A 23,836-nucleotide genomic window follows, 5' to 3' on the forward strand; every position below is an offset into this window, starting at 1 on the left:
CCCCAGTTCGATAACAAACTACTTATGCCACTCTTGACTTATTGGCTGCGTATCACGTAAAATTTCCTTACAAGACCAGGCGGCTTTTAGTGCGGCCGGGCCTCTTTTGAGGCAGTGGGATTTCAAGACCCGCGGGACTTAGCGAAAGCTAGGCTTGCGGGTCTTTTTTTGTACCTTAAATTGTGTTTCAAGATCTCTAAAATGAAAAAGCTATGAAAGCGAGGAGATGTTTTTGAGTCCCAGCAAGGATATTTTCGATGCGGCCCAGGTTCCAGGACTTGATGAAGAAGAGGCAACCCGTCGTCATATTGAGGAGGGACCGAATGAACTCCCCTCGACTAAGAAAAACAACATATTTAACATTGCCATTGAAGTAGCCCAAGAGCCAATGTTTCTTCTCCTTGTTGCCTGTGGCTCCCTTTATCTGATTCTCGGCGAGCTCCGGGAAGCGGCAATGTTGCTGGGCTTTGTCTTTCTGGTTATGGGCATAACTATTGTTCAGGAGAGAAAAACGGAGCGGGCTCTCGAAGCTCTCCGCGATTTATCGAGTCCGCGAGCTCTTGTGATAAGGGGAAGAGCTCAGCGTCGAATTCCAGGGCGGGAGGTAGTTCGCGGAGATATCATAGTGGTTTCTGAAGGAGACCGTATCCCAGCAGATGCTCGTTTGTTCGCGGCCGTGAATTTATCTGTAGACGAATCCATGTTGACTGGGGAATCAGTTGCCGTGAGGAAGCGGCCTTTGGAGGAGGCCGATGTTCAGAGAAGACCTGGAGGGGATGACTCTCCGTATATTTATTCAGGAAGTCTTGTCGTAAATGGCAAGGGTATTGCTGAGGTAATAGGAATAGGTTTCCAAACCGAAATGGGAAAGATCGGCAAGGCCCTCCAGACATTGAAAGAAGAAGAAACACTTCTTAAGAAGGAGACGGAACGGATCGTAAAGATATTTTCAGTTTTGGGAATAGGATTGTGTTTTCTCTTGGTTCTGATTTATGGGCTGACTCGAGGTAACTGGCTGGAGGGTTTGCTAGCAGGTATAGCCCTGGCCATGGCAATCCTTCCTGAGGAATTTCCAGTTGTTCTTACCATCTTCCTAGCCATGGGGGCTTGGCGAATTTCACAAAAGGGTGTTCTTACAAGGAGGATTCCCGCCGTAGAGACTTTAGGGGCAGCTACTGTCCTATGCGTAGATAAAACAGGAACCCTTACACTGAACCAGATGAAAGTGGGCGCTCTTTGCTCGGATGGGATTTCAAAAGATCTTCAAGAAAGAAGGGAAACTTTGCCGGAAGAGCTTCACGCACTATTGGAATACGCTATTCTCGCCAGCCAAAAAGACCCCTTTGACCCAATGGAAAAAGCCATCCTTAAAGCGGGAGACGACCTATTGAAGGGAACGGAACATTTACACTATGGGTGGTCCCTTGTTCGAGAATATGCACTTACGCCGGAGCTTCTTGCCATGTCAAACGTTTGGTGTTCCCCCGAAAGGAAGGACTGGATAATAGCGGCAAAAGGGGCTCCAGAAGCAATCATGGACTTATGCCACTTGGATCCATCGATTGTCGAGCAAGTGGAGTCCAGAATTCTTCTCCTTGCGGATAATGGGCTCAGAGTACTTGGTATTGCGAGGGCCAAATTTTCTTCGGAAGAAGATTTGCCGATAGGGCAACATGATTTCAAATTTGAATTTATTGGTCTTGTGGGGCTACTTGATCCGGTTCGCCCTGACGTTCCCAAAGCAATTCAGGAATGTTATGCCGCTGGTATTCGTACCATAATGATTACTGGAGACTACCCTGGCACGGCCAGAAATATCGCTCGAGCAATAGGGCTAAATTCACCAGACCTGGTTATTACTGGGCAGGAACTAGACTCTTTGGATGAAATTACTCTCCGAGAAAAGATCCAGACTGTCAATGTTTTTGCCCGGGTTATCCCAGAACAGAAACTGCGCATCGTAGAAGCTCTTAAGGCGAATGGAGAAATAACGGCAATGACGGGAGACGGTGTTAATGATGCTCCTGCGTTGAAAAGTGCCCATATCGGGATAGCGATGGGAGGTAGAGGGACAGATGTGGCTAGGGAATCAGCGGGCCTTGTCCTCGTAGACGACGCTTTCTCTTCTATTGCCAAAGCGGTTCGCATGGGACGACGCATATTCGATAATATCCGTAAGGCCTTGGCTTTTGTTGTTGCCGTACACGTGCCTATTGCCGGCATGTCTCTCTTGCCGGTGTTCTTTTCGGATTGGCCGATGGTTCTGCTTCCTGTCCATATAGTCTTTCTAGAACTAATTATCGACCCAACTTGCTCGGTAGTATTCGAGGCCGAGGAGGAGGAAGAGGATGTAATGCAGAGACTTCCGCGAGATCGTTCAAAGCCGCTTTTTGACATAAGAACCGTTTTGTTTGCCCTTTTTCAAGGGTTCAGTATCCTTTGTGTTGTAGCTCTTGTTTTTACAAGTTACATTAAGGCAGGGTCTTCTCCAGATAGAGCAAGGGCTCTGGCTTTTTCAACCCTTGTTTTTTCGAATCTTGCACTTATACTGACGAATCGCTCCTGGACAAAAAACGCATGGGCGTTGCTCAAGATTCCCAACAGAGCTTTCTGGAGTGTTCTGGTTGGATCGATCCTTTTTCTAGCCGCTTCTTTTGCTGTCGGGCCGTTGAAAGCAGTCTTCAAGTTTGAAACCCTCAGCGCGATGGAATTCGCTAAATGTTTCGGACTAGGCTTGGCTCTATTATTATGGTTTGAATTGATCAAGACCCTATTCGAGGAATTATGGAACATTCATAGTCGAAAAAAGCATGAGCGGCTCCTAAATCGTTAGCATTAAGATCGTAGTACTTCTTTCCCATACCTGTTGCAGGTTGAAAGAGGGGCTCCCGTATATCGGGAGCCCCTCTTCTTATGGATAGCTTCAGTGGAAGAGATGTAAAATTACCATTTTCCCATCGGAGAAAAAGGCATCTCCTGAAAAATTCGATCCCATTGAGGGCTCAACAAAGGTGATTTCTTCATAATTGGAAACAATTTTTGCTTCCAGGCAATTATCGACAAAAGTTTTCCGCTCAGTGTCAATAACTGGGTCTATCCGATGGCTCAAATGAAGCCAGTTAACCCCTTTATCAAAACTGGCTGTACCCACAAATTGAAGACTTCCATCCGAAAGACGATATCCTGTCTTCCACAAGCGGATGTGATGTCTTTGCCTTACAGAGTGCAGTTCAGTCTCTTTTTCAAAGGCTATGTCCAGAGGAACCCCATTCCAGAAAGATGGCGTAACTGGGGCCTGAGGATACGAATTGTTCAAGAGAGCGGACTTGAAGGCCTTGACAAGGGAACGGAAGGAAACGGGCTCTGCCTTCACCCAGCCAGCTTTTTCCAGAGCCGTGATAAGGTTGTTTCCGTTCTGAACGTAGATCATTAGGCTGAGAGGTTCCTGCGGAGATCCAGAGATTGTTTCGGTAAAACGGGATAAACCTCTCAATTCAAAGGGTGCCAAAGGGTCCATTGATTCTGTGAGAGCTGCGGGATGGGGAGATTCCTTGAAATAGGGAGGAACAAATGTGGCGACAATGCACAAGTATAGAAAAACTCCTGCCGTAAATAAGGCAGGGCCCCAGTACGTTTTCTTCCTTGTGGCAGGGGGGGGCATTGTTACCTCAAGTTTAATTCTTCTGGACTTCCTCCACTCCGAGAGGCTGATGCCGATGATAAGCCAGGAAAAACCAAGCAACGCGCCAGCCAGAACATCGCTCAGGTAATGCACGCCGATATATAGACGGCTGAAACCAACAGCTGTTACAAGGAGTACCCACAGGAAAAAAAGATCAACTTTCTTTCCTCGGTCCGTTGTGCCTCGGGCAAGGGCATAGGCCAGGAAACCATAGAAAAAAGCCGAATAGGCAGTGTGTCCGCTGGGAAAGGAAAATTCCATGAGATGGGTCATGTTAAAGGGCCTTTGTCTTTGGAAAAGCCATTTCCCACCTGTTGTAAAAAATGTACAGCCTCCCAGAGTCACCCAAAATGGTGCCAGAAAATACTTTTTGTTATCCAGAAGAAGGTAGAGGGAGAAAAGAATAACGCCTCCCAGCACGATCTGCCAACTTCCCAGAAGCGTGACCTTCAGAAAGATCCACAGCAGAATGGGACTTCTGAAAGCAAGCAGGAGGGTCGCCAGTCTCTTGTCTACAGCTACAATTGGGTCTGCCGTCAGGAGATCTTCGACAACCCCGCCAAGCAATACGAGTGAATAGCCTAGTGCGAGGCACAGGATCGTCAGCGGGAATCCCTCGAAGCGTTCAGGATTGAAACGTTCCCAAAAGAAACTTGCGCACCTTGGATGTCGATCTATGAAGGTTTTTAAAAGTGGATTTCTCCCGACGCCTTCAGCAGCTGAGCAGATTATAGAGGCCAAGACTATAAACAATGGCCAGGCCCCCTTAACAACAAGAGTACGGATCAGATAAAAGATTCCAAGAAGTCCAGCTGTTGTGGCTAAGAAAAAGACCAGACGAGTGGACCAAATTCCGAGAGAAATCCAGGCATGCCGCGCGAAATAGCCAAAAAGCAGGTACGTAACCATACCAATCCCATTGGCAATCCCTGAGTATGCCACGAAATGACGAAAGGGTAATCTGGCAAAACCGGCAAGAAAAGGTAATAAAGATCCTATGGCCATGAACCGACCTGGTATCATTGCCCATAAGCCATATTTTGAGAGGTATTTCTTTCCCGCGTCTATTTTCGAAGTTAGCCGTCCGAACCTTGAAGCGAAGCGATCGCCCGCTGTCCCCAAATAATAGCTCAGGCAATATCCCCCCATGGCTCCCAGGAAGCAGAACCAGAAGGCGTCAATAGGGTCGAAATATCCATGGGCGACAAGAAAACCCACAGTTGGAAACAAAAGAACTCCTGGGATAGCCATGCCGACGAACGCCGTCGATTCCCACAGAGCAAGCGCAAGAATTATCCAGTAACCCAGTAGTCGGAAATGTTCAAGAGTTGGAAGCAGGAGATGGACTATATCCACAACCATATCCCCCCTTACTTGAAAAAGGCGCTCTTTCCAAGATCTTCTTTTATTTTAAATTATCTTTCTAAAATACAATACGGCAAATTGGTGGCTTATAACCAACTGGTTCCTTAGATGACCGCTTGCTTTTGCCGAAGATTTTCTTCACGTGAAAGGAAACTAAGCAAAGGTAAGATGTCTCAAATTTACTCTAGTCGTATGATCCTTGAACAAAGGGCGTTTAAAAGGACTTCGTCATGGGAGATAAACAGAACTGCGATACTCTTTACATGGGCTTCTTCAACGAGCATATGGGCAACTTTAGCTTGAACAGAAGGGTCAAGGCGGGAGGTTGGTTCGTCCGCTACAAGAAAGAGGGGAGAAAAAAGCAAGGCCCGAAGCAGGGCAAATCTTTGAAGTTCTCCACCAGAGAGCTGGCAAGGGTACCGATGGAGAAGTCGTTCTGAAAGTGAAGCTTTTTCCATCCCTTCCCCTAGAGCATTCCACCATTCTTTCTCCGAAGAAAGTGCGGGATGATACCCCCACCGGAAAAAATCCTCGAAAATGGTACGTATCAATCGGTTCTGGGGGAAAGAGGATCCAGGATCCTGATGAATCTTCTGAAAGTACGGGCGAAGATTCTTTTTCTTTGTTTTGGAGAGAGTGCGTATATCTTGACCCTTCCACAACACTTTTCCTCTATCGGGAACAATAAGGCCAAGCAAAATGTCGCCGAGGGTTGTTTTTCCTTTGCCAGAAGGTCCCACAAGTCCAACTACTTCCCCTTTTTTAAATGAGACTGAAAGGTGAGAGAAAAGAACAATTTGAGAACCTCCTTTTCGTAAAAAGGTCTTAGATAGGGATTGTCCTTCAACGGCAAATATGTTTTTCATCAGTGACACCAGGCCCTTTCAAGCTGAGCGAGAAGTTCGTCAGAAATAGGGTGAAGCCCTCTCTCTGGGAGGGCGTTCAACAAACCTTGGGTATAAGGATGAGAAGGATGTTGCAGTACTATTTGAGAATCTCCCGATTCAACTAGAAGTCCACTGAAGAGTACGCCAGTCTGACCTCCAATTTGCTTCGGAAGAGAAAAGTCATGGGTGATACAGAGAAGTGTTTTGCCCGCATTTATAATTCCTTTTACGAGAGCAGCGGCATCTTCCTTTCGCGATGAATCAAGCCCTTTGGTAGGCTCATCTAAAAGGATAAATTCCGCTGGTGAGGCGAGAGCCATGGCTAAGAGAGCCCTTTGAGCCATGCCCCCAGATAACTTGCCAGGTCTTTCTCTGGAAGCTTCTTGCGTAATGCCTAGAGCAGAAAAGAGATTTTGTGTAGCGGTTCTTGCTGTATGCCGGTCCATTCCTCTCAAATGTTGGAAAACTTCCCGAACTTGTCGAAATACAGAAAGCAGAGGGTTCAGTGCAGTGGAGGGTTCCTGGGGCATAAGAAAGAGATACCGCCCCCAGAGCTTTTTAAGTTCCTTTTCCTTTACGGAGAGGAGGTTCTGTTTTTTAAGAAACACTTTTCCGCAGACAGAAAGCCTTTTAGCCAGCGTTCCTGCTATAGCCTGGGCTATGAGAGTCTTACCGCTTCCCGTTTCCCCCACCAAAAAGAAGACGCTTTCGGAGGGAATTGAAAAAGAAACGTTACGCACAAGGGGCTTATTCTCTTCATCCAAGATTGACAGGTTTTCTACACTGAGAAAAGAGGTCATAATTGAGGCCCTCCCGTTTTGTCAGTATTTTCGTTGCCAAGAAGAAGTAAAGCAAAGACAAAGAGACATATGACTCCACCTGGTAAAAAAACAACCCTGGAATCTGTTCTCATATATGCTATTCCCTCCGAGATCATGGCTCCTAATTCAGGTTCTGGAGGGGCTACTCCAATTCCCAGAAAACCAAGAGAAGATATTTCAAGAACGGCTTTCCCCCATGCAAGGGTGGCCATAACTCCCAGTGTGGGAATAAGTTTAGGAAAAACATATTTCACTAGAAGTATAGGGAGGGGAAATCCTGCAAGTTTAGCGGCTTCTACATATGGACTGACTAATATCCCTTTTAACAGTGAACGAACCATACGAAAATAGTGGGGCCATCCGGTGAAAATGAGAGCAATTATAACGGCATTGGGGCCTCCGCTTGTAAGGGCACTCAATACTATGGCCAGAATAATGCCTGGGAACGCCATGACGATGTCTGTGAGGACAAGCAGGCACTTTTCTGTCTTTTCTTTTCCACAGGCAGCGAGAGAACCAAAGAGCATACCAATAACTACAGAGCCAAATACACAGAGTGCCGAAAGATAAATGGAATTTAAGGCTCCTTGTGCCAGGCGAGCTGCAAAATCCCTTCCAAGATGGTCAGTTCCCAGAATGTGGTTTTTTGAAGGTCTTTCAAGGGTATGAAGAAGATTTTGGCTAAAAGGGTCAGAATCATGTAAAAAGAAACCTCCTAAACTAATAAAAAGAAAAGCCAAAAGGAAGATCGCCCCTTTTTTCTTTGTTGTCATAGGACGAGACCTTCTTTCTTGTCAGCAGGAGTAAAGCTGTCAGATAGCCATTCCGTAAGGGAATTTACCGTGACATAAATCCATCCGAGGAGGAGGCCGGCGCCCTGGATTGCCAGAATATCTCCAGAACGAAGGGCATCAAGGAGATGACTTCCTAATCCTGGACAGGCAAATAGAGTTTCAATAACGACAACACCGTCGAGGAGTTCGGCTGCCTGTAATCCTACATATGTTGTAATAGGAACCAAAGCATTAAGAAGACCGTGGGGTAAAAAAAGCTGGTGCCCGAAGAGTCCCTTGTGTTGGGCAAAGTTGTAATGTTCTGATTGGCAGACTTGCTTAACAGAAGAAGCTATTACCCTGCATGATTCTGCGGCGAGGCCAATGGCAAGGGTTATGGCAGGCAAGGCTATATGCCAACCTGAAGTGAAGCCGGCCACGGGGAAAAGTTGTAACTTGACGGCCAGCAAAAGGATGAGAAGTGCTCCCTTGATAAAAGATGGGAAGGAGACAAGTAGGCTGGATAATATTGAGGATGAGATATCAATAATACCTCCGGGATGGCAGCCGCAATAAATCCCTAAAGGGAAGGCCAATAGCAGAGAAAAGATAAGGGATACTCCGCCAAGAATGGCTGTGCGCTGAAATGAGCGTATCAACATGGGAAAGATCTCTTCCCCTCCTATCATGGAGTGACCCCATTTCCCCCGAATCAAGGAAGAGAGCCAGGCCTGATAACGGACAAAAGGATGCCTGTCGAGACCCTCACTGTCTCGAACATATTCTGTCGCCGAGACAGTTGCGCCGTCGAGGCCGTAGCGCGCTATAGCCACGTCAAAGGCCCGGTCCCCTGGGGAGAACTCCACTGCAAGAAAGCACAGGGTGCTCACCCCCAGAGCCACGATGACCATACGAAGAAGATAGGTACGTATAAAAGATGCTATTCGGACCATTCTACTCCTTCCGGATAGGGACGAACTTCCGAAGGATCAAGAGAAACACCTTTGATCCTTTTGTTTATTGTTACGTGATTGTCATACCATGCTACGGGAATAACAGGGAGTTCTTCCTGAAGAATAGATGTCATAGTGCCCCGTAAGGGTTTCTGTTTTTCACTTGCAAAGGTTTGTCCATATGTTGTAAGGGCATCATCGAACAGTGGAGAGGACCAGTTCATGGCTCCCCATCCGCCTCTTTCCTTTTCAGGGCCGAAATCGCTTGTCAGTGTTCCGATGGGATCCGCAACGAAACCAAAATTCCTTGCAATAAAGGCTGTTTCAAGAGTTCCGTTCTTGTGTCTTTCGGGAACCATGCTTGACTTTTCAACTCTGATGCTTACAGCAATGCCCTCGTTTTTTAATGCTTGCTGAATAACCTCTGCTATAAGGGGCAGGTCTGGTCGGCCAGCATAGGTTAAGATTTCGAAGGCGAAGGGATGTCCGTCTTTTGTAAGAATACCCTCCTTGCCTGCAGGAACCCACCCTTCCTCCTTGAGCAGGGCTCTGCCTTTTTCAGGGTCGTAGGCAAGGGGAGCCAAATTTTTATTGTGCCATGCTGAAACAGGTGGAAAGAGCTGTGTAGCAGCGGCGTTGGAATTTTTTAGCAATGCAGTGGTAATGCTTTCGCGGTCAATGAGGTATGAAAGAGCCGAACGTACTTTTGCATTTGAGAAGAAGGGGAGCGCGGAATTTACAGTGAGAAGGCGCACCCTGGGAAGTGGGTCGCTTATGACCGTGAGGTTTTTGTTTTCCCGAAGGCGGAGAGCTGCTTCAGCAGGGATATCCACAACGATGTCTCCTTCTCCGGATTCAGCAAGAAGAACTCTTGTTTCAGGGTTGGACACGGCGAAATACCGAGCCTCGTTTATCGCGGGTTTTCCTCCCCAATATTTGTCGAAGCCTTCAAAATCGATGATTTTTCCTTCCTTGAAGGAGGTCATGCGGTAAAAGCCGGTTCCTATAACTGTTATGGCTTTTCCTTCGCTGTCGAAAGATGCCGGTGCAGAAATAGCGGCAGAATAGTGGACTAGATAGGCTGGGAGAGCAGAAAAGGGACTTTCAGTGGTAGCCAATATCTTCGTCCCATCCCCTGAGAATCCTTTAACAGGAGTTCCCTTAAAAATACTTCCCTTCGCGAGTGTCCGATTAAGAGAGAGAGCGGCAGTTTCTCCCGTCAAGGGTGTTCCGTCATGAAAAACTACGTTTTTGCGAAGATTAAAGGTCCAGGTGAGTCCGTCTTCAGAAACGGACCAATTCGTTGCTAAACGCGGTTCAATGCCACCTTTTTTGTCGGATGTTACAAGTGTTTCCAAACAGCCCATCCGAGTAAAGACGAATCCCGAAACTACCGGATCCATTCCTGAAGCTTCCCAGGCAGATACGATTGTAAGTGGTTGGGCAGAAGCGCTCCATGCAGGAGTTAAAGATAAACAAAACATGAACAAAGACAAACAGACAGCGAAAAAAATACATCTTTTCATTTGTATCACCCTCACTATAGTTTTATTAATAATTTATTTTTTACGGCAATCGTTAACTGCTGATAGAACAAAAAATTCATTATTATACTCATAGGGATTTTCATGGAAAAGATGATCGTGCCGACTGATTTCAGAAAACCCCGCCTGTTCCAGCAGGGAAAATCCATTTTCAGCAGAAAGACCTAAAAAGTATGGGAGTTGCTCGCGAATCTCTGAATAGGCTTCTTTGAATTTGATCGTGACAGGCTCTTCCTTTGCCAGATATAACCTGGGTTCCCATAGCCCATCAGCAATCACAACGAGGCCTTGGGGTTTCAAAAGTCTTTTCCAGGCAGTTAAAGCCCTTAGCGGGTTGGGAAGGGTCCACAGAAGATTACGGCACGTTATCCCATCAAAAGGGCTTGAAAAAAGGGGCGGTTCCTGGGCGTCTCCCAGAAAAAACTCAATAGAAATATTTTTCTCTCGGGCCATCTTTCTTGCGAAATTTACCATTTCGGGAGAGAGGTCTATACCAGTGACTCTGTGTCCTTTTTTTGCGAAGCCGAGAGATAGAAATCCCGTTCCTGCCCCCATATCAAGAAGTCTAAGAGATTTCTTATCTTTGAAAGGGGCGAGAAAGATGTCATGCCATTGAGTATGCTTAGAGCATGTAGTGTCATATACTTGTGATCGCCAGCTCCAGTAGGATGCCACTCGTTCTGCTGTTGTGTTTGAGGAGATTCCTGTATCCATGAGGTCCTCCGAAAGTGGATTTTTTAATCAACACAATAGTAGCACATATTTCGTATTTAGTGTTACTTTTGTTTGCTTGTTGCTATTGGTTGTTGTTCGTTCAAACTTTGTATTCGGGCCCAATTTTTGGGTTGAAAGTACCAGCATGCTCAAGTTGTCTGGTTATTCGGGTGTACAATTAAAATGTTGAAGCATTAGTGAGGAGTTTTAACTTGTTTATATGGGAGTGATTACATGGCAAGGATAAAACCCTTTGAAAAAAATGGCGTGTTGGTGATCGGGTTTATCGATCGGGCAAGTCCTGTGGGTCAGGTATACCAGAAATTCAAGGAACATAACGTTTTTTACTGTGAGGCAACCTTTTATTCAGTAGATGAAGTAGTGATTTGTTTGAAAAACGCCGGGTTCCAGATGTTCCGCTTTTCTCAGACTGTCTTCAACCAGCTAAAAGATATTAAGGCACCAGAACCGGTCAGGAAAGGCTATGGAGAAGGTTCGTTTGTGGTCATAAGGGCTATAAAATAATCTAACCCGATAAGTCCGTTTGAAATTTCGACGCCCTTGTTTTTTCAAATCAAAGGGAAGCTGTTGCCCGAGCTCTGTGCTGAAAGTGCAAAGGGGGGGACGCGATAACTATGCGTGAAGGTGTCAATCGATTTACTCTCTTGAGCAAAGATTTTGAGCCAGCGTATGTTTCTCTTCTGCATAGTGGAGAATTGAAGCGAAGGGCGGAGCAAGCGCTGGCTGGTCTCGAAAGTTGCACCTTTTGCCCTCGCTGTTGTGGGGTGAACCGCATGGCAGGCGAGACAGGAGTGTGCAAGACTGGGCTGCTTCCACGAGTTTCAAATCACTTTGCACATTTTGGAGAAGAGAATTGTTTGCGCGGGCGACGTGGGAGCGGTGCGATTTTTTTTGCTTTCTGCAATTTAGGTTGTATTTTTTGTCAGAACTACGAGATTTCCCATTTGGGAGAAGGGGTTGAAGTTACTCATGAGCAGCTTGCTCTTTTCATGTTAGAGCTACAGCTTTCCGGCTGCCACAATATAAATGTAGTGACTCCATCCCACGTGGTTCCACAGATTATAGCAGCCGTATCAATTGCTGCAGAAAATGGACTTCATTTACCAATAGTTTATAATACCTCTGCCTATGATTCGATGTGTAGCCTGCAACTCCTAGATGGGATCATTGATATTTATATGCCAGACTTCAAAATGTGGAACCCCGATCAGGCCCTTCGTTATCTCACCGCTTCTGATTATCCGGAAGTTGCGCGCCAGGCAATTATAGAAATGCATCGTCAAGTGGGAGATTTGAAACTTGACGAGCATGGTTTGGCAAAACGTGGCCTTCTAGTGCGGCATCTAGTGATGCCTGGGGGAGTTGCTGGCAGTGAAGCGATCCTCCACTTTCTTGCTGAGAAGGTTTCTCCCCATACCTACGTTAACATAATGTTCCAATACCACCCTGCAGGGGAGGTATCCTGTGAAAATTTCCCAGAGATAAACTGCCGCCCAAGTCGTGCTGAATACCTAAAAATTGTTCAAATTGCCTGTAATCTTGGGCTGCGGCTTGATGCTTGCCGTTAAAAGCGTTTTAGACCCTATATATTTTATGTTTCTCTGACTGGTTATACCCTTCATTTTTTTTATTCTTCTTCTGCAATAAAGTTCAGAGCGGCAGAGTTGATGCAGTATCGCATCCCGGTGGGTGGAGGGCCGTCTGAAAAAAGGTGGCCCAGGTGTGCGTCGCAACGGGCACAGAGCACTTCCGTCCGCTCCATTCCAAAAGAAGAATCCAGTTTAGTTGCGATGGGTGCATCTTTTACTGTTGCCCAGAAGCTTGGCCATCCAGAGCCAGAATCAAACTTTTCTTTCGATGAAAAAATGACAGCGCCACAACAAACACAAACATAGGTGCCCTTTTCGTGTAAGTTCCAGTATGCTCCAGAGAAGGGGGGTTCTGTCCCCTTTTTTCTGGTGATAACGTACTGGTCTGGCGTAAGAATAGCTTTCCACTCTTCGTCAGTTTTTTCTATTCGTTCTATAGTTGTGGCACAGACGCTTGTTGTCACAAAAAATATAATTGTTCCTACTGTTAGCAATAGTAACGTGTATTTCATGACCACTCCTTCTTTCTTATACCCTACAATAGTATTATACAGTATCATATAAAGGTGAAAAACGAGGATTCTTTATTATTCTTCTTGTACAACTAAAGCAAACATTTTATAATAATTTAATAAATTGGGAAGGCTCTAATGATGAAGGGGCGTCCAGATTCAACGTAGGGGGCTCGAAAATTTTGCCTTAGAAAAAGGAGATGTGTGTAGTGAGCGAATATTTTGAAGATAAGGTTGCGGTAGTAACCGGAGCGGCTTCTGGCATAGGTTTGGGAATTACTGAGCATTTGCTTTCGAGAGGAGCCATGGCTGTCTTTATGGGTGATGTAAACGAAGAAAATCTTAAAAGTGAATCTGAGCGTTTAAGCATAGCCCACGAGGGAAAAGTTTTTTCAAAATTGACAGATGTTACCAAGCTGGAGCAGGTTGAAAACCTTATATATACAGCAAAAGATTTCGATGGACACCTTGATTTTGTATTCAATAATGCAGGCATGGGTATGACACTTCCTACGGAAAAAATAACCTTTGATATTTGGAAATTGATAATTGATTTGAATGTAATGGGCGTAGTTCACGGAACGTATACAGCTATCCCTCTTATGAGAGAGCAGGGTTTTGGGCACATTATAAATACGGGTTCCATCACAGGGCGCATTCCCGTTCCATATCAGGCCGTTTATGCTGCAACTAAAAGTGCAGTTATATCTATGACCGAGAGTTTACAATATGAATTGGAAGCTGATGGGTTGCAATTCAGCGTATTTTGTCCCGGTAATGTTGCTACGTCAATATTTGGAGAACTGACGCCTCCTCCAGATTCAATAAGTGTGGACGATGCTGTTAATTATATTTTTCAAGAAATGGAAAGAAACTCTCTTGTTATTATCCTTCCTCAAATCATGCGAGAAATAGAAGCTCTTTATAGGGAAAACAGAAAAGAATACGACGAGATCGCTCGTAAACTAGCGAGTGAACGTCGTGAAAATTACCGGACAAAGGGAACCTATTTTTAAGTAAAATGTGACGTATCAGGCAATAATATTCACATCTCTTTACATTTTGTCCAGAAGTTTCAATATATGCAGCAAATATAAAAGAACGCAACCATTTATGGTGAGAATCACACCAATTACTCGTCCTGGAATCATATGGGCAACGAGCATTGATGTGCCAAAAAGTACGGACACTAGATTTAATGTGACTTGAGCGAAGGTAAGTTTCACTAATACTAGAGGTACAGGATCTCGCGGCTTATCCCTTTTTTTCAGTATAGGAGAGCATATTCTCCAAAGCATAATGGCACCGCCAAGAATGTTAAGAACTCCGACGAGCACCGTGAGAGGGGAAACCAATATTTCAGGAATAATACAAGATGTAATTCCAAGGGCCGCAAAGAGGAGCCCGAAGAGGATGATTGGCCATGAACGGGGAAATGGTCCTATCGGCGTGTTCCCGAAGGCAAGCATCTGAATTGCGAAAATGGTCATCAGCAATCCAAGCTGTGCACTTCCCGAAAATGGAAGCAGCCCTAAATTAACAGGAATCAAGAGAACTCCGAGCAATATCATAAAAATACCCGTCAGTAAAATCATTGCCTTATCTGTAGAAAGAGCAATGCCGGTATCATTAAGTTTTTCTGCTTCGGGATATAAGAGATATATTTTTCGAAGAACCTCTGCAAGATAGATAATTGTCACACCATAAACCATTATGACCACTGCCGTTTTCGATGTTGTCAGCAGGTTGTGTTTTAAAATAAGCGCTCCAATTAGTATCGATAACAAATAAACCACTCCACATCCAAAGACAAGAGAATGGAATATCCCCCCGTATTTCAGCCACGACAGAAGTTTATCTTTAGAAAATAACATTTGCAGAAACAACAAGAAACCACCAAGTCCAAAACAGAGAAGGAGTAGTATTCGAGGAATATTGTTAAAGATGTCAGGAATAAAGCACGTTACAATACCTATTGCTGCAATGGCCACCCCAATGGCAAGTAATGGTTTCGTTCTGCGCATATTGCCGAAAGGTGTTTGGCCGAGGGTAATTATTTGCAAAGCGAAAATAAACAAAAGCAAGCCATAGAGACCGTTTTCATAATAAGGAAGCGCTCCTGCCGATATTGGAAGCAGCAAACCCCCGGTAATTAACATAATCATTCCGATAATTATCAAAAGGATCACATCAAAAGGAATATCTGCTGTTTTTAACAAATTATATTTTTTCATACTAGCCCCCTGTAATTAAAAATTGCTTTGCCAGAGGGGAACTTGTTGTGACTGAAGAAGAGAAAGTGAATGGTATGTTGTTCCGGCAAATTTCGGAGAACGCTTTGCGAATTGCATGTGAACATATAAATATAAAATGAGCAGAGCTTTTTGACAGCAATAACCTTAATAATCTTACCTGAATTAGTTACATCTAATATAGCACCTACATATATTATTAAAATAACAGCAATATAATTTTAAGAGCAAAATTTATGTATGTAATGAGGAATGTATATTCTTTTACCATTACTTCTTTGCTATACCCTAATATGGTATTATGTTGCCTGGTTTTATAGTTAATTAAGGGGGGATTATTTCATGAAACGGCAAAATTTACGCAAGGCTCTTATGGTTATTTTTATTCTCTCTCTTCCGGTGACCATGTTCTATCTTTCGCCACTTCTTACTTTGCAGGGAGCTTTGAAAGGCATAGTTACATCGAGCCTTATTTTTATAGTGGTTTCTGCGGTTATAGCCTTTTTTGCAGGGCGAGTTTTTTGTGGCTGGATATGCCCAGGCGGAGCAGTACAAGAAGCCCTTTTTCCAGCAAATGATTCAAGAGTTTTAGGCGAAAAATTTAATCTTATCAAGTATGGTATTGCTGCTGTTTGGTTGATGACGCTGGTTGCTTTCTTCGTCATGGCAGGTGGCATATTATCAATTAAACCTCTATATGGCATAGAGGGTGGTTTTTCCCTTGGAACCCCTAAATCCTATCTTATGTTCTATGTTGCCATGGGCGCCATGGTGACACTATCCCTTCTATTAGGGCGAAGATCCTTTTGCCATTATGGCTGTATGTTGGCTCCCTTTATGATTTTGGGGAAGTGGGCGGCGAGAAAATTTAATACTCATCATTTTCATCTTGTAGCAGACAGCTCAAAATGCATTGACTGCAAGCTCTGTACAAAAAACTGTCCCATGAGCCTTGATGTGAATGCCATGGTTCGCTTGGGGGATATGTATTCTTCTGAGTGTATTTCTTGCGGTGCATGTGTAGATGTTTGTCCCAAAAAAGTTATTTTCTTCTCCTTTTCTTCCCCCAAAAATGATCGTCATTAAGTGGCTGTGCTTTTCACAGCCACTTAATATATTAATTAATATTTAAAATTCTCCCCCCAAAAGCACCCTTCTCGTTGTTGTCTCTTGCTGATTGTCTTAACGTACTTTTATTAGGCAAACAATTCTAAAAGTAATCAAAATTTCACAAAGCAATACAGATAGCATGTTGACAAAGCTAATTTTAAGAGTTATATAATAATATAAATTAAAAGAACATTAGCATAGTTTGAAATTAGCGTTGTATTTATTAATAAGGATTTGTTTAGGATTAAACCAGTGGGTTGGCAGTTTGTTGCTAATTCAATTTGCTTTTTACGTTTTTCGGGATCACGCATAAAAACAAGTTAGATCCCTTAAGGAGGGATAAAAATGAAAAAATTATTTGCTCTGATCGTAATAGGCGGGTTATTAGTGGGTGCGACTGCTGCCTTAGCTAGCGCGCCAGTAGAGGGATGGTGGGTTCACCCTACTGATAAGGCACCGCAAAATGAAGTGATTAATATACAGGGTGCTGTCGACGCGAGGATTATGGAGTTAATAGACCAGTATGGCGCCGGCGCTGATGGGAAATCGGCCTACGAAATAGCGGTAGAAAACGGTTTTGTAGGCAGTGAAATGGACTGGCTCAATTCTCTTATCGGTGAACAGGGGCCACAGGGGGAGCAGGGGCTTTCCGGTGATGATGGACAAGATGGAGTCAACGGCCTCTCTGCTTACGAGTTGGCAGTTTTAAATGGTTTTGAAGGGACAGAGCAGGACTGGCTCGATTCCTTACATGGCGGAGCCCCAGGTCCTCAAGGTGAGCCAGGAGAAGATGGGAACTCTGCCTATGAAGTGGCGGTGGAGAACGGTTTTACAGGCACATTGTCAGAGTGGCTCGATTCTCTCGTGGGGGAAGGTGTTCCTACGGGTGGTTCAGCAGGTCAGGCCCTGGTTAAAGCTTCTGGTGACGATTACGATACCACTTGGGCGGATGTGCTAACAAATGAAGACCTTCAGGAAATTAACGAAAAGAATGATGAACAGGATGGCCGAATTGGAAGCATTGAAAACTGGCAGGATTCTGTCAATAGCAGAATGGATCAGTTTGAGGATAGGCTTTCCGATCTTGAAGATCCTCAGTTCATTTTGGGTCTTAACCTCAGGTTGACTGATACAAAACGTACAACTTTGGAGGCCTTTGGGGATTACTCTGTAACTCGCGGTGAAGTGGATCGTTATGGGTTGCGCCTTACCTTCAAGCTTGGAAAAAGCTATGAAGAGAAGCTCATTGAAAACCTTCAAGCTGAGGTAGAAGAACTGAAAGCCTTGCTGAGTAAAAAAGAATAATAGAATAAAGGCTCACGGTAAAAGGGCCCCTTATAAGGGGCCCTTTTTGTAGACTTAATTTTTATATTCCATTTCCAGCTTTAAGAGAAAGGATTTTATGTGGAGTCCTCCTCCATACCCAACAAGTTTGCCATTAGCACCGATAACGCGGTGGCAGGGGATAAAAATAGGAATGGGGTTACGATTGTTGGCAAGACCGACTGCCCGTGAGGCCTTTTTGTTTCCGATACTTTCAGCTATTTCCTTATAGCTTCGTGTTTCACCGTAGGGTATGGCACATAAACTTTTCCACACACGAATCATAAATTCAGTGCCGACTGGTGCAAGGGGGAGAGTAAATTCTTTTCGTTTCCCCTCCATATATTCCTTAAGTTGTTTTCCAGCCTCTTTAAGAATTTTAGTTTCATGGATTGTCATGTCTTTAAGAATATCTTTACTTTGAAAGCAGAGGTGGGTTATTACATCGTTTTCTTCAGCTATGGCTATTTCTCCTATAGGGGTTTGGTAAAAAAACAGATGTCTCATTTTTAAAATCACTCCTCTTGGTGAGGGTTTTGTTCCCTTTTCATATTATCAGAAAGATCATATTTTTACTTGAGTTCAGTGACATCTCCAGTGGCTTTATGGGGAGGCAAATTTGTTTAATTGACAATCCATTGTTTTTTTGTTGTTATGGATAGTATCAAAGGAAAAGGGAGAGTGTTTTATGAATAGTTTTATTGATTTGTCCATGCCAGTCATTAAAAGCGTAGCTTTGGCTATTTTAGCGGTGTTAATTGGATTAAAGGTTATTCATTGGATTACCAAAACAGTAGAAAAGATTATTGAAAGATCATCTCTTGATAAGACTTTGAAGCCATTTATTGTTTCTCTTGTCAATGCCTTATTGAAGGTTCTTTTGGTCATATCAATTATTAGTATTCTTGGAATAGATACCACATCCTTTGTAGCTGTTATTGCGGCAGCAGGTTTTGCCGTAGGTTTGGCTTTTCAGGGCTCTTTGTCTAATTTTGCGGGAGGAGTATTGCTTTTGGCCTTGAGGCCTTTTAAGGTGGGGGACTATATAGAAGCAAGCGGATTCAGTGGAACTGTCCAGGCTATACAGATTCTCTATACAGAACTTGTCACCGTTGATAATAAGGTGATTTTCATTCCCAACGGAAGCCTTTCAAATGCCAGCATCGTAAACTACTCTGTTAAGAGCACTCGCCGTGTGGATTTCAAGTTTGGCGTCGGGCATAAGGCGGATTCTCATAAGGTTATTGAGGTGTTGCAGGGAGTTGTGGGGAACCACGCGTTAATTTTAAAAGAGCCAGAAACCTTTGTGAGAATGTCAGAGCATGGGGAAAGCGCGATTTTCTTCACGGTCCGAGTTTGGGTAAACGCCCAGGATTACTGGACCGTCTATTTCGATATCATTGAAACAGTGAAGAGACGTTTTGATGAGGAGAGCATATCAATACCATATCCTCAAATGGACGTGCATTTAAAGCAGCAGTAAGTTATTGATTTCGGCCAAGAGAAGCTTCACCTTTGTCTCCCACCAGCTTGGGACGTAGCTTTAGTGGTGTTGCAAGGAGCAGATACAGCAGAGATAGGAAAAATATTTTATTTCGTTATAAATCTTATTTATTATCTATATTTATCGAATAGCTCAAGTGATATAATCCTTTTTATGTTTTGGAAAGGAGGTTTGTCACGATGAGCAAGGCGCAAGAAATTATCGATAAAATAGAAAAAACTGCGAAAGATCCAAACGTTTCCAATGCTGTCATTGACGGATTGCTCAATGAAATGGTGTCTCTTCTCAATAAGGAGCCTGAGGCATGGGATCTGTGCACAGACAGGGTTCGTTTTTTGCTGAATGAACGTTTCTGCTATACAGGCCCCTCTTCTTACGGATCATATCGTTAAATTCAAGCCCCCCTTGGGGGGCTTATTCTTTTTGCCAACGTCGACTTTCATCTCAAGGCACATGCTTTGAGAGCTAAAAAAGACCCAGCAAGCACGAGAATCCCCCCCAGATATTGAAGAATGGTCAGGTACTCCTTAAAGATTAATAGAGATAAAACTACAGTTACAAGGGGTTCTGCCATGCTGAGAATGGCCGCTATTGACGGGGTTGTTAGTTTCACCCCAAGAAAAAACGCGAGGAAACCAGAAAGGGAAACAAGAGAAATAATGCAAAATAGCAGCCATGTAGAAGTAGTGTGAGGAAGAATAAGATTATGAGTTGCTTTTCCTACTATAAAAAAAGACACGGCTGAAAAGAAACAGACAAAGGCAACAACTACTTGATATGGTGTCTTTTTCATGAGAGAGTTTCCATAAAGGATATAGGATGTGTAAGAAAGAGCAGCAAAACCTGCTAAAAGAACACCTTTCATACTAACCGAAGCGTCAATCTTTCCAGAAAGAAATATAAGACCCACAGTAGAAAGCGTAATAGAAAGAATAATCTTTGTTGTAAGAGGTTCTTTATTGACATACAAGGATCCAATAGCAACAAGAGCTGGATAAGAGTAAAAAATAAGCGCTGCCATGGATGCCGGGATATACTGAAAACTAGAGAAGTAGCTAAAACTTGTGAGAGTGAAAAGAATACCGCCAAGTACAAAAAGCTGTAAAAAGTTCTTCTTGCCCACCATTACTACCTGATGGCCCTTCTGAAAATAAAGCAGGCAGAAAAGAGCAATTGATGCGATGATAAATCGCATGAAGTGAAAAGTCATGACGGTAATGCCTTTTTTATAGGCAGATACTGCTAAAATAGGGATAAAGCCAAACAAAAAAGCTGATAAAAGTGCCGCTGCTGCCCCCTTATAATGATCAGGCAATTTCGATTGTTGAGTATTTGTGGCATTATTCATCTCATCAGCCTCTTATCTTCCATAATATTTTTAGAATATACAAATTTGATAAAATAAACAAGTTTAATTTACATTGATTTTTTCAGTGTTAAAATTTGTTTGAAGAAGGTGGTGGAGAGATGAGTACACTGCATAGCGACCAGATAAGGGAATTTTGTAAATTTTCCTCCCAGTTAACCCGAGAAAATGTAGAAAGATTAGATATGGTTGATCAGGATGACATTGTTTCTTCCATGGTTGTTATTATGTCATTAGTTAAAGGGGTTAGACCATCTGATATGGTGATCCGTCCCTACAGATCAGGAGAGCTTGGGATTATAGCTCATCGCCATTGTGTGATCTATAGGAATGAATATGGTTTCGATGACACCTTTGAGAGCTACCTACTTGATGGCATGTCAAAGTTTCTCTGTGACTGCGGCAAAAAGGGCAACGTTTGGGTTGTGGATTACTGGGGCCATGTAATGGGTTCCATTGCTATAGTGGAAACAGAAGCCGATGCAGCTCAGCTTCGTTGGTTTTATCTTGAACCTGTTTGTCGCGGTCTGGGTATTGGAAGGACACTTATGGAAGCAGCCCTTGATTATTGTACAGGGCGGGGATTGAAAAGGGTGTTTTTATGGACGGTCAAAGAGTTGGAAGATGCTCGCCACCTTTACGAAAAATTTGATTTTACTCTGACTGAAACAAAAGAACATTCTTTATGGGGGCAGGATATTGTTGAAGAACGATGGGATTTAGAACTCTCTTCTTAAAAATATTTTTTAAATGAGAGAGGGGTATGTGGCTTAAGAATTCATATAGAGAGGGGCGCTAGGAATGAAGAACAAGTTTTTTAAGGGAGCAATATTTTTTGTATTGTTTGTAACCTTTATTTTTTGTTATGCCCAAGAAGGGATCTCAAAAGTTACACCCCCAGTAAAATCGGCTCATATAGAGTACGAACTCTCAGGACAGACAGTGGGGAAAAAGACGGTTTTCTTTGATAGTTATGGGAAAAATTATTATGAATTACGAGATGAGGAAACAACTATTTCTTTTGGTGGGACAAAAGAGGTAACGCAAAACAAAACACTTTTTATCCGTACTGATAGCTATACATATAACATTGACCTTTTGACGAACACGGGGACAAGGATGAAAAATAGCGATATGGAAAAAATGGCAGCTATGTATTCAGGTGCCATGACCCCCGAGCAAATGAAAGAAAAAGGGGAGGAAATGTTTAAGGAAATGGGCGGGAAAATCCTGGGAAAAGAGAAGTTACTCGGGTATGAATGCATGGTAGCAGAGGTTTCAGGCGTGAGAACGTGGGTATATGAGGAACACATCACCTTAAAGTCTGCGATGAGCTTGGGAACTATGGAACAGAAAGAGGAGGCCACTCTTTTCGAGGTGAATCCTTCCATTCCTTCATCCCGGTTTACCCCCCCTGGAAACATAGAGTACGAGGATATAGATTTGAGTTCCATGGGAATGCCTCCTGGGGTGAGCATGCAGCCGCAAGATTGATAATGGTTAAGAAAGCAGCACCCAGACAATGTGGGATATGGAGCATAAATCTAAACTGGAGGACTAGGCAATGAAGATTAAAAACCTTATTCTGTTGACATTTTTCCTTTGCTTTTTCGCAGCGGCCAACAATCCAGCCCTGTGTGGGGAAAAGACTTATGCTCATGAGCCTCCAGACAGGATTGTCGTGGAAAAAAGAAAATTTGTTCTCACCCTCTACAGAGAAGGGAAAGAAGTATTGTCTTTTCCCGTAGCAGTGGGGCGAAATAAGGGGAATAAACAGCGAGTCGGAGATTTGCGAACTCCCGTGGGAACTTTTATTGTAGAAAGAATTCATGACTCAAGCCATTGGGTTCACGATTTCAAGGATGGGAAGGGACCCATTAAGGGGGCATATGGCCCATGGTTTATCCGATTGAAGACCGGCTGGTCAGGCATAGGCATTCACGGAACCCATGATCCGGGTTCTATTGGACAAAGGGCAACGGAAGGATGCGTTCGGCTAAGAAATGATCATCTTGAACTTTTAGTCAAACATGTAGAGCCGGGTTTGGTTGTTGTTATTGAGGAATAAAGCCTTTGTTTTTTATTGTTGAATGACAGTTAATTATTAACCTCTTGACATGGCAGCAAACGGTTAGAATTAACAAGGAGGGATTGGGGAAGAGCGGGAAGAGGAGGGAAAGAAAATGATCACAACAACTGATGCTTTTCTAAAGAAGTTTCCGAAAGCCCATATTGGTATTTTAATCATTAAAGAAGTCAGTAACGGGTCATGTCATGATTGCCTCAACCGCGTGAGAGAGAACCTGGAAGAAGATTTACGAAGCAAATTTAGTATGATGTCTCGGGCAGAATTGCGAAATCAACCAGTACTTCGTGTCTATGACCAGTATTTTAAGTTGTATGGTCAGAATTATCCTGTGCTTTACCAGATTGAGTCTGTAGCAATAAAGGGGAGAAGTATCCCCATTGTCAATTGTCTCGTTACCGCTATGTTTATAGCTGAGTTAAAAAATATGCTGCTTACGGCAGGGCATGATTTCGACAAAGTTGAGTTTCCCATAGTTGCAGATATTGGAGATGGTGATAGATACTACACGTTAATAAATGATACGGAGAAACTCGTTTGTGATAACGATATGCTTATCTGTGACGATAAAGGTGTCATATCAAGTGTCATTTATGGCCCTGATAAGCGCACAGCCATTACTGCTGAAACGCAAAACGTTCTTTTTGTAGTGTATGCGCCGGAGAATATAGATAAACAGGACACCTTATCCCACTTGGAAGATATAAAAAATAATGTACTTCTTTTTTCTCCGAGAGCAAAAATCGATTTCATGGCTGTTTCCCCATAATAGTGGAGGGCGCAGTCAGTGGATTCATTGCAAATCAAAGAGGTTCACCTCTCACACAGGCTTTTTATTTTGATAGAGGAAAAATTCAGGGTTCATTCGCAACTGAGCCTTCTCAGCATCAATTTTGATATTTAAAAAACACTAGTAAAGTAGTAGGAATTATGGTAGCATGTCAAAAATACACAGTGCATATTTCTATTACTAGAGGAGGAGTGAAAAAATGAACCACGGGACTTTTGAAAAAGGAGAAAAATTTGAAGCGGGAAAAATGGTTGAGGTTCAAGAGGGCGCGATTGTCAGCCGTACTCTTATAGACTATCCTACAGGAACAGTGACCCTCTTCGCATTTCATAGAGGACAAGGTCTTAGCGAGCACACTGCTCCCTACGATGCGTTGGTACAGGTACTCGAGGGGAAAGCGGAAATAAGCCTTGCTGGAACACCACAAATAGTTGAGAAGGGGGAATGGCTTATTATGCCAGCAAATGTTCCCCATGGGCTGAGGGCTATTGAAGATTTTAAAATGGCCCTAGTAATGATCCGTTCGTAACCTAAAAGAGGCTAG

General features: G+C 43.6%; 24 protein-coding genes and 1 riboswitch. Of the genes, 13 read left to right on the plus strand and 11 right to left on the minus strand.

Annotation, left to right across the window (positions count from 1 at the left end; genetic code table 11):
- Positions 1-61: 61 nt before the first annotated feature.
- Positions 62-142, plus strand: a riboswitch (NiCo riboswitch).
- Positions 143-226: 84 nt separating this feature from the next.
- Positions 227-2,833, plus strand: a complete 2,607-nt coding sequence (locus B2U56_RS00340) for a cation-translocating P-type ATPase (RefSeq protein WP_286951454.1) — start codon at positions 227-229, stop codon at positions 2,831-2,833.
- 90 nt (positions 2,834-2,923) lie between these two features.
- Here B2U56_RS00340 and B2U56_RS00345 read toward each other — a convergent pair whose 3' ends face one another.
- The 7 genes from B2U56_RS00345 to B2U56_RS00375 form a co-directional block, all read right to left on the minus strand.
- Entirely contained in the window at positions 2,924-5,038 is a 2,115-nt protein-coding gene (locus tag B2U56_RS00345) for an LssY C-terminal domain-containing protein (RefSeq protein WP_286951456.1), read from the minus strand.
- Positions 5,039-5,226: 188 nt separating this feature from the next.
- Positions 5,227-5,913: an ATP-binding cassette domain-containing protein gene (locus B2U56_RS00350; protein WP_013047871.1), complete on the minus strand. Its 687-nt coding sequence runs from the start codon at positions 5,911-5,913 to the stop codon at positions 5,227-5,229.
- A complete protein-coding gene (locus tag B2U56_RS00355) occupies positions 5,913-6,734 on the minus strand; it encodes an ATP-binding cassette domain-containing protein (protein ID WP_273313056.1) in 822 nt (273 codons plus the stop codon). The genes B2U56_RS00350 and B2U56_RS00355 overlap by 1 nt, the downstream gene beginning before the upstream one ends.
- Entirely contained in the window at positions 6,731-7,528 is a 798-nt protein-coding gene (locus B2U56_RS00360) for an ABC transporter permease (RefSeq protein ID WP_013047873.1), read from the minus strand. Before B2U56_RS00360 ends, B2U56_RS00355 begins: the two co-directional genes overlap by 4 nt.
- Positions 7,525-8,481 (minus strand): ABC transporter permease, encoded by a 957-nt coding sequence (locus tag B2U56_RS00365; RefSeq protein WP_286951460.1) that lies wholly within the window; start codon positions 8,479-8,481, stop codon positions 7,525-7,527. The genes B2U56_RS00360 and B2U56_RS00365 overlap by 4 nt, the downstream gene beginning before the upstream one ends.
- Positions 8,469-10,007 carry an ABC transporter substrate-binding protein gene (locus B2U56_RS00370; protein WP_286951462.1) on the minus strand — a complete coding sequence of 513 codons (1,539 nt, stop codon included), beginning with the start codon at positions 10,005-10,007 and terminating at the stop codon, positions 8,469-8,471. The genes B2U56_RS00365 and B2U56_RS00370 overlap by 13 nt, the downstream gene beginning before the upstream one ends.
- Before the next feature lie 33 nt (positions 10,008-10,040).
- On the minus strand, positions 10,041-10,739 hold the full coding sequence (locus B2U56_RS00375; RefSeq protein ID WP_013047876.1) for a class I SAM-dependent methyltransferase: 699 nt from the start codon (positions 10,737-10,739) through the stop codon (positions 10,041-10,043).
- A gap of 234 nt (positions 10,740-10,973) precedes the next feature.
- Between B2U56_RS00375 and B2U56_RS00380 the strand changes: the two genes are divergently transcribed.
- Positions 10,974-11,264, plus strand: a complete 291-nt coding sequence (locus B2U56_RS00380; RefSeq protein WP_286951465.1) for a hypothetical protein — start codon at positions 10,974-10,976, stop codon at positions 11,262-11,264.
- Between the two features lie 110 nt (positions 11,265-11,374).
- Positions 11,375-12,328, plus strand: a complete 954-nt coding sequence (locus B2U56_RS00385; protein WP_286951468.1) for a radical SAM protein — start codon at positions 11,375-11,377, stop codon at positions 12,326-12,328.
- A gap of 59 nt (positions 12,329-12,387) precedes the next feature.
- On the opposite strand, the gene msrB is transcribed toward B2U56_RS00385, so the two are convergent.
- Positions 12,388-12,861 carry a peptide-methionine (R)-S-oxide reductase MsrB gene (gene msrB, locus B2U56_RS00390; protein WP_013047878.1) on the minus strand — a complete coding sequence of 158 codons (474 nt, stop codon included), beginning with the start codon at positions 12,859-12,861 and terminating at the stop codon, positions 12,388-12,390.
- Positions 12,862-13,061: 200 nt separating this feature from the next.
- Here msrB and B2U56_RS00395 point away from each other — a divergent pair, with 200 nt between their 5' ends.
- Entirely contained in the window at positions 13,062-13,877 is an 816-nt protein-coding gene (locus B2U56_RS00395; RefSeq protein ID WP_286951470.1) for an SDR family NAD(P)-dependent oxidoreductase, read from the plus strand.
- Positions 13,878-13,916: 39 nt separating this feature from the next.
- Here the strand turns inward: B2U56_RS00395 and B2U56_RS00400 are convergent, their stop codons facing one another.
- Positions 13,917-15,095 carry a hypothetical protein gene (locus B2U56_RS00400; protein ID WP_286951471.1) on the minus strand — a complete coding sequence of 393 codons (1,179 nt, stop codon included), beginning with the start codon at positions 15,093-15,095 and terminating at the stop codon, positions 13,917-13,919.
- 360 nt (positions 15,096-15,455) lie between these two features.
- On the opposite strand from B2U56_RS00400, the gene B2U56_RS00405 reads away from it, so the two are divergent.
- Together B2U56_RS00405 and B2U56_RS00410 are read left to right on the plus strand one after the other, a co-directional pair.
- Positions 15,456-16,199 (plus strand): 4Fe-4S binding protein, encoded by a 744-nt coding sequence (locus B2U56_RS00405; protein WP_286951474.1) that lies wholly within the window; start codon positions 15,456-15,458, stop codon positions 16,197-16,199.
- 369 nt (positions 16,200-16,568) lie between these two features.
- Complete coding sequence (locus B2U56_RS00410; protein ID WP_286951476.1) at positions 16,569-17,528, plus strand: collagen-like triple helix repeat-containing protein; 960 nt, start codon at positions 16,569-16,571, stop codon at positions 17,526-17,528.
- Between the two features lie 54 nt (positions 17,529-17,582).
- Here the strand turns inward: B2U56_RS00410 and B2U56_RS00415 are convergent, their stop codons facing one another.
- The gene (locus B2U56_RS00415; RefSeq protein ID WP_013047882.1) at positions 17,583-18,053 is read right to left on the minus strand and encodes a methylated-DNA--[protein]-cysteine S-methyltransferase; all 471 of its coding nucleotides are present in this window, start codon (positions 18,051-18,053) and stop codon (positions 17,583-17,585) included.
- Between the two features lie 181 nt (positions 18,054-18,234).
- Here B2U56_RS00415 and B2U56_RS00420 point away from each other — a divergent pair, with 181 nt between their 5' ends.
- Both B2U56_RS00420 and B2U56_RS00425 read left to right on the plus strand, forming a co-directional pair.
- Positions 18,235-19,029, plus strand: coding sequence for a mechanosensitive ion channel family protein (locus B2U56_RS00420; RefSeq protein ID WP_273015403.1), 795 nt, complete (start codon positions 18,235-18,237; stop codon positions 19,027-19,029).
- Positions 19,030-19,229: 200 nt separating this feature from the next.
- Positions 19,230-19,442, plus strand: coding sequence for a hypothetical protein (locus B2U56_RS00425; protein ID WP_013047884.1), 213 nt, complete (start codon positions 19,230-19,232; stop codon positions 19,440-19,442).
- A gap of 47 nt (positions 19,443-19,489) precedes the next feature.
- Here the strand turns inward: B2U56_RS00425 and B2U56_RS00430 are convergent, their stop codons facing one another.
- Entirely contained in the window at positions 19,490-20,398 is a 909-nt protein-coding gene (locus tag B2U56_RS00430; protein WP_013047885.1) for a DMT family transporter, read from the minus strand.
- Between the two features lie 119 nt (positions 20,399-20,517).
- Here B2U56_RS00430 and B2U56_RS00435 point away from each other — a divergent pair, with 119 nt between their 5' ends.
- From B2U56_RS00435 to B2U56_RS00455, 5 genes are all read left to right on the plus strand, one after another.
- A complete protein-coding gene (locus B2U56_RS00435; RefSeq protein ID WP_286951482.1) occupies positions 20,518-21,153 on the plus strand; it encodes a GNAT family N-acetyltransferase in 636 nt (211 codons plus the stop codon).
- Between the two features lie 64 nt (positions 21,154-21,217).
- Positions 21,218-21,910, plus strand: a complete 693-nt coding sequence (locus B2U56_RS00440) for a hypothetical protein (RefSeq protein ID WP_286951486.1) — start codon at positions 21,218-21,220, stop codon at positions 21,908-21,910.
- Positions 21,911-21,980: 70 nt separating this feature from the next.
- Positions 21,981-22,484: a L,D-transpeptidase gene (locus B2U56_RS00445; protein WP_286951489.1), complete on the plus strand. Its 504-nt coding sequence runs from the start codon at positions 21,981-21,983 to the stop codon at positions 22,482-22,484.
- 115 nt (positions 22,485-22,599) lie between these two features.
- Positions 22,600-23,271, plus strand: coding sequence for a phenylalanine--tRNA ligase beta subunit-related protein (locus B2U56_RS00450; RefSeq protein WP_013047888.1), 672 nt, complete (start codon positions 22,600-22,602; stop codon positions 23,269-23,271).
- Between the two features lie 220 nt (positions 23,272-23,491).
- Entirely contained in the window at positions 23,492-23,821 is a 330-nt protein-coding gene (locus B2U56_RS00455; protein ID WP_013047890.1) for a cupin domain-containing protein, read from the plus strand.
- The last annotated feature ends 15 nt before the right edge of the window (positions 23,822-23,836 follow it).

The sequence above is a fragment of the Aminobacterium sp. UBA4987 genome (genome assembly GCF_002396985.1).
Taxonomy (GTDB): domain Bacteria; phylum Synergistota; class Synergistia; order Synergistales; family Aminobacteriaceae; genus Aminobacterium; species Aminobacterium colombiense.

Coding starts and splice junctions, on each gene's coding strand:
- B2U56_RS00440 (WP_286951486.1), top strand. CDS start 21,218: ATGAAGAACAAGTTTTTTAAGGGAGCAATATTTTTTGTATTGTTTGTA.
- B2U56_RS00355 (WP_273313056.1), bottom strand. CDS start 6,734: ATGACCTCTTTTCTCAGTGTAGAAAACCTGTCAATCTTGGATGAAGAG.
- B2U56_RS00445 (WP_286951489.1), top strand. CDS start 21,981: ATGAAGATTAAAAACCTTATTCTGTTGACATTTTTCCTTTGCTTTTTC.
- B2U56_RS00435 (WP_286951482.1), top strand. CDS start 20,518: ATGAGTACACTGCATAGCGACCAGATAAGGGAATTTTGTAAATTTTCC.
- B2U56_RS00450 (WP_013047888.1), top strand. CDS start 22,600: ATGATCACAACAACTGATGCTTTTCTAAAGAAGTTTCCGAAAGCCCAT.
- B2U56_RS00340 (WP_286951454.1), top strand. CDS start 227: ATGTTTTTGAGTCCCAGCAAGGATATTTTCGATGCGGCCCAGGTTCCA.
- B2U56_RS00405 (WP_286951474.1), top strand. CDS start 15,456: ATGAAACGGCAAAATTTACGCAAGGCTCTTATGGTTATTTTTATTCTC.
- B2U56_RS00420 (WP_273015403.1), top strand. CDS start 18,235: ATGAATAGTTTTATTGATTTGTCCATGCCAGTCATTAAAAGCGTAGCT.
- B2U56_RS00410 (WP_286951476.1), top strand. CDS start 16,569: ATGAAAAAATTATTTGCTCTGATCGTAATAGGCGGGTTATTAGTGGGT.
- B2U56_RS00350 (WP_013047871.1), bottom strand. CDS start 5,913: ATGAAAAACATATTTGCCGTTGAAGGACAATCCCTATCTAAGACCTTT.
- B2U56_RS00425 (WP_013047884.1), top strand. CDS start 19,230: ATGAGCAAGGCGCAAGAAATTATCGATAAAATAGAAAAAACTGCGAAA.
- B2U56_RS00370 (WP_286951462.1), bottom strand. CDS start 10,007: ATGAAAAGATGTATTTTTTTCGCTGTCTGTTTGTCTTTGTTCATGTTT.
- B2U56_RS00455 (WP_013047890.1), top strand. CDS start 23,492: ATGAACCACGGGACTTTTGAAAAAGGAGAAAAATTTGAAGCGGGAAAA.
- B2U56_RS00380 (WP_286951465.1), top strand. CDS start 10,974: ATGGCAAGGATAAAACCCTTTGAAAAAAATGGCGTGTTGGTGATCGGG.
- msrB (WP_013047878.1), bottom strand. CDS start 12,861: ATGAAATACACGTTACTATTGCTAACAGTAGGAACAATTATATTTTTT.
- B2U56_RS00400 (WP_286951471.1), bottom strand. CDS start 15,095: ATGAAAAAATATAATTTGTTAAAAACAGCAGATATTCCTTTTGATGTG.
- B2U56_RS00385 (WP_286951468.1), top strand. CDS start 11,375: ATGCGTGAAGGTGTCAATCGATTTACTCTCTTGAGCAAAGATTTTGAG.
- B2U56_RS00365 (WP_286951460.1), bottom strand. CDS start 8,481: ATGGTCCGAATAGCATCTTTTATACGTACCTATCTTCTTCGTATGGTC.
- B2U56_RS00375 (WP_013047876.1), bottom strand. CDS start 10,739: ATGGATACAGGAATCTCCTCAAACACAACAGCAGAACGAGTGGCATCC.
- B2U56_RS00430 (WP_013047885.1), bottom strand. CDS start 20,398: ATGAATAATGCCACAAATACTCAACAATCGAAATTGCCTGATCATTAT.
- B2U56_RS00415 (WP_013047882.1), bottom strand. CDS start 18,053: ATGAGACATCTGTTTTTTTACCAAACCCCTATAGGAGAAATAGCCATA.
- B2U56_RS00360 (WP_013047873.1), bottom strand. CDS start 7,528: ATGACAACAAAGAAAAAAGGGGCGATCTTCCTTTTGGCTTTTCTTTTT.
- B2U56_RS00395 (WP_286951470.1), top strand. CDS start 13,062: ATGTGTGTAGTGAGCGAATATTTTGAAGATAAGGTTGCGGTAGTAACC.